This window comes from Pseudomonas sp. PA-4-8C, from assembly GCF_021606625.1.
GTDB classification, from domain to species: domain Bacteria; phylum Pseudomonadota; class Gammaproteobacteria; order Pseudomonadales; family Pseudomonadaceae; genus Aquipseudomonas; species Aquipseudomonas lactis.
The window spans coordinates 1-4,756 of record NZ_WKCD01000360.1 but is presented as its reverse complement, the minus strand read 5'-3'; the positions used below and the strand labels follow the sequence as shown (position 1 = coordinate 4,756).

The window sequence follows — 4,756 nt, the reverse complement described above, 5'->3', positions numbered from 1 at the left end:
GGGCGGGTGAGTTCGTAGTTGGGGGTGTTCTCGCTGAACGGAATCGGTGGGAACAGCATCCAACCGCCCTCCTGCTTGATCAGCTTTTGCACGTAGTCACTGCGGTAATCCGCCTGGAACGGCAATTGCCCGCCGAACTGCTGCTCGGTGTAGCGCTTGAACACCGGGAAATACAGCTCATTCTTGAAACTGAGCACCAGCGGTTTGTCATTGGCGATCAACTCGCCGCCCAGGGTCAGTATGAACAGGCCGATAAACAGCCACAGCGACCACCAGCCACGCCTGTTTTTCTTGAAGCGCTCGAAACGCCGACGGGCCACGGGAGACAGGTTGAGCATCAGGCGTTCCTCGCGGCGAAGTCGATACGCGGGTCCACCAGGGTGTAGCAGAGGTCGCCGATGAGTTTTATCAGGAGGCCGAACAAGGTGAAGATAAACAGCGAGCCAAACACCACCGGGTAGTCGCGGGACACCGCCGCCTCGTAGCTCATGCGGCCCAGGCCATCGAGGGAGAAGATCACCTCGATCAGCAGCGAACCGGCAAAGAACACACTGATAAACGCCTGGGGGATCCCCGAGATCACCAGTAACATCGCATTGCGGAACACGTGACCGTACAGCACCCGGCGTTCGCTCAAGCCCTTGGCACGGGCGGTAACCACGTACTGGCGGGTGATTTCATTGAGGAACGAGTTCTTGGTGAGGATGGTCAAGGTGGCGAACCCGCCGATCACCAGTGCCGTGACCGGTAGCACCAGGTGCCAGAAATAGTCGGCCACCTTGCCCACGGTACTCAGTTCGGCAAAGTTTTCCGAGACCAGCCCGCGTACCGGGAACCAGTTCAGCGAGGTGCCGCCGGCGAACACCACGATCAGGAACATCGCAAACAGGAACGCCGGCATCGCGTAACCGATGACGATGGCTGTGCTGCTCCACATATCAAAGCTGCTGCCATGGCGCACGGCCTTGCGTATGCCCAGCGGGATCGACACCAAGTAGGTGATCAGCGTGGCCCACAGGCCAAGGGAAATGGTGACGGGCATCTTTTCCAAAATCAGATCGGTCACCGTCGCGCCGCGAAAGAAGCTGTTGCCGAAGTCCAGTTGGGCGTAGTTCTTGAGCATCAACCACAGGCGTTCCGGCGCGGATTTGTCGAAGCCGTATTGTTTTTCGATGTCCTTGATCAGCTTCGGGTCCAGGCCACGGCTGGCCCGCGAGCCGCTGATGCCTTCGCCGGATGCGCCCGCCACACCACCGCCACCAATGCCTTGCAAGTGGGCGATGGCTTGCTCCACCGGCCCGCCGGGCGCGGCCTGCACGATCACGAAGTTCACCAACAGGATGATCACCAGCGTCGGGATGATCAGCAGCAGGCGCCGTACGATATAGGCAAGCATCAGTGGGCCTCTCCGCGTTTTTTCAACTCAGCCTGCATTTGTTCGTTCGTCAGCGGGGTGGGGCTGACTTCCCACCAGGTTTCCAGGGCTTCGTCGTTCTTCGCCTCGATGGCCGGGCGTCCGAAACGGTTCCACCATGCGGCGGAGGTGCCCGGTGGGTAATAGTTGGGGATCCACAGGTAATTCCATTGCAGTACGCGGTCCAGAGCGTGGGCATAGGTGAGCATCTTCGCCTGGGTGTCGGCCTTGACCAGGCCATGGATCAGGGTATCGACGGCCGGGTCCTTGAGCACGATGTAGTTGTTGGCGCCCGAATCGAACGCGGCGGCAGAGCCGAAATAGTTGTACAGCTCCATGCCGGGCGAGGTGGTGACCGGGAAACCCGTGACGATCATGTCGTAGTCGCGGGCCATCAGCCGGTTGACGTACTGCGAAGAGTCAATGCGGCGGATATTCAGGGTGATGCCGATCTGCGCCAGGTTGCGTTTGTAGGGCAGCAACAGGCGCTCAAGGCCGTTCTGGACATTCAGAAAGGTGAATTCCAGCGGCTCGCCCTGGGCATTGACGAGTTTGTCGCCCACAGGTTTCCAGCCGGCGTCTTCCAGTAGGGCCAAGGCTTGCAGCTGTTTATCGCGGATCATGCCACTGCCATCGGTGACCGGGGCCTTGAACACCTGAGTAAACACCTCATCGGGAACCTGCCCGCGCAGAGGTTCGAGGATCGCCAGTTCTTCCGGAGTGGGTAACTGGCTGGCGGCCAATGGGCTATTGGAGAAATAGCTCTGCTGGCGGATGTACAGGTTGCGCATCATCTGGCGGTTGGCCCATTCGAAATCCCACAGCATCGCCAGGGCCTGGCGCACGCGCCGGTCCTTGAACATCGGTTTTTGCACATTGAACACATAGCCCTGGGCCGGCTGCGGCATCTCCTTGGCCAGGTGCGCGCGCTGCAGGCGGCCATCGTCCAGGGCCGGGCCGTTGTAGCCGATGGAGTAACCAGTGGCAGAGAATTCTCGGTTGAAGTCGTAGGCACCGCCGCGCAGCACCTGGCGCGCCACTTCGGTGTCGCCGAAGTATTCCAGGCTCAGGTGATCGAAGTTGTACAGGCCACGGCTGACCGGCAAGTCCTTGCCCCACCAGTCGGGGTCGCGTGTGAAGGTGATGGTGCTGCCGGAATCGATCTTGCTGACCTTGTAGGGGCCGCTGCCCAGCGGGGCTTCGTAACCGCCGCCGTTGGCAAAGTCGCGGGTCTTCCACCAGTGCTCGGGGAACACCGGCAAGGTGGCGATATCCAGGGGCAGGGTGCGGTTTTCGTTGCTGGAAAAGTCAAAGCGCACCTGGCGTTGGCCTTCGACTTCGACGTGTTTGACGTCGGCAAACAACGTGCGATAGCGCAGGCTGCCTTGGGTCATCAACACGTCAAAGCTGTAGCGTACGTCTTGCGCGGTAATGGGCGTGCCATCGGCAAAACGCGCCTTGGGGTTCAGGTAGAAGCGCAGCGACAGGCCGTCGCCTTCGCGCTCCATCTTTTGCGCCACCAGGCCATAGACAGTGTAAGGCTCATCCAGCGAGCGCAACGCCAAGGGCGCGTACACCCAGCCGTCGACCTGGGACACGCCGATGCCTTTGTCGATATAGGGCAGCACATGGTCAAAGCGCCCCACCTCCAGCGCCGAACGCCGCAGGCTGCCGCCCTTGGGGGCGTTGGGGTTGGCGTAGTCGAAATGGCTGAAACCTTCGGCATACTTGGCCGGCTCGCCGTATACCGTCAAGTAGGTTTGCGGGGCCGCGATCACCGCAGTGCTGGCCATTAGCAAGGCCAGGGTGGAACAGAGCAGAGATGAAAAAGCCAATCGCATTATCAGCCTTGAGCGCCGGGTAAAGAATAATAAGGATTTGTACGCTAACGGCCTGGGCATCGCCAGTCATCAGATGCACAACGGCCCACCAAAGGGCGGGCCGTTGTTTATAGCATCAGCGCAGATTGAATCAATCCTGGCGGCTGGTGACTTCCAGCAGGTGGTAGCCGAACTGAGTCTTCACCGGGCCTTGCACGGTGTTGACCGGGGCACTGAAGACCACGGTGTCGAATTCCTTGACCATCTGGCCTGGGCCGAACGAACCGAGATCACCGCCTTGGCGGCTGGATGGGCAGCTGGAGTTGGCTTTAGCGATTTCTGCGAAATCAGCGCCGCCTTCGATTTGGGCTTTGAGGTCGTTGCATTTGTCTTCAGTGGCAACGAGGATGTGACGGGCGGTGGCTTTGGCCATGGTGAGTAACTCCTAAAGTAAAAACGGTGAGCGTACCGGATTCAGGCGGTTATTTCTCGGCAAAGTTCCACTGGGTTTTAAGTCGCCACTGTTTAGGCCATAAGGATTCAAGGCAGCACAAGGTAGTCGTTGCGCTGCACGATCGGTCGGTGCGCCGCTTGCACCAGGTGGATATAGCGGCCGTCCACCAGGTCGATGGGCAGGCAGTCGTCGATATCCAGCACCGCGTCGGTGTGGGTCTGGGACCAGTGGGCCAGCATCTGTTGCTTGCCTTTGCGCATGGCCTCCTGTTTGTGATGGGCGACCACCAGCAGGTAGTGATGGGCTTCGCCGAAGCTATTGGCCTCGTAGCCGCCGAGGTTGATGAAGTACAGGCGCGGCGCGTCGGCGTGGGGGGCCAGGTGGCTCAGTTCAACCTTCCAGCCGTCGACGCCATCGACGGCCATCCATGAATCGATGTGTACGCCTTTGGGGCTGCCAAACCAGGCGTCGCGTAATTGCGGGTAGGTGGCTTGCAGGGTGTCGGCCACTGCGAATACCACATCGTGTACTTCGATCCTGGCCCGCGGGTGTTTGCCCCCGAGCATGACGACAAACAGCATTACCGGTGTTTCCTGGGGAGTGGTGAGAGGGCAACCATACTGCGATTGAGCTGGTTTGTCCGGTTGGGATGGGGCCTTTGTGTCGCGACGCTGAACCTGTGGGAGCTGGCTTGCCTGCGATGACGACCTGTCAGCCGACGCCTATCGACCTGACACCCCGCGATCCAATTGTGGGAGCTGGCTTGCCTGCGATAGCGGCCTGCCAGCCGCCATCTATCTACCTGGCACCCCACGATCAACCTGCGGGCTTGCTCGCGAAGGCGGCCTGGCAGGTGACATAGTTGGATTGGGTGCATATCCATTGCTGCGGTAACGGCTACTTAGGGTTCCGCCCTGACGGCGGCTCACTTTTGAAAAAAGCGCAAAAGTAAGCAAAACGCTCTTGCCCCACCACTCGGCACCTCGCTTAGGCTCGGTGTGCCCGAACGCAGGCTTGAATCCGTGGGCCGCCGCCACGCGCCATCCATGGCGCGGGGCGGCTAACCCG

Annotated in this window: 4 protein-coding genes and 1 pseudogene; all 5 read right to left on the bottom strand. The window is 60.3% G+C overall.

The annotated features are described in order from the left end of the window. Positions 1-338, bottom strand: a pseudogene (locus tag GIW04_RS28030) (ABC transporter permease); the annotation flags it as partial. Continuing rightward, a complete protein-coding gene (locus tag GIW04_RS28025; protein WP_034135837.1) occupies positions 338-1,396 on the bottom strand; it encodes a microcin C ABC transporter permease YejB in 1,059 nt (352 codons plus the stop codon). The pseudogene GIW04_RS28030 and the gene GIW04_RS28025, both read right to left, overlap by 1 nt. Continuing rightward, positions 1,396-3,255 carry an extracellular solute-binding protein gene (locus GIW04_RS28020; RefSeq protein WP_120248163.1) on the bottom strand — a complete coding sequence of 620 codons (1,860 nt, stop codon included), beginning with the start codon at positions 3,253-3,255 and terminating at the stop codon, positions 1,396-1,398. The genes GIW04_RS28025 and GIW04_RS28020 overlap by 1 nt, the downstream gene beginning before the upstream one ends. Positions 3,256-3,385: 130 nt before the next feature. Next, a complete protein-coding gene (locus tag GIW04_RS28015) occupies positions 3,386-3,667 on the bottom strand; it encodes a peptidylprolyl isomerase (protein ID WP_003191800.1) in 282 nt (93 codons plus the stop codon). Between the two features lie 107 nt (positions 3,668-3,774). Continuing rightward, positions 3,775-4,269 carry a DUF1543 domain-containing protein gene (locus tag GIW04_RS28010; protein WP_120248162.1) on the bottom strand — a complete coding sequence of 165 codons (495 nt, stop codon included), beginning with the start codon at positions 4,267-4,269 and terminating at the stop codon, positions 3,775-3,777. Positions 4,270-4,756: the final 487 nt, after the last annotated feature.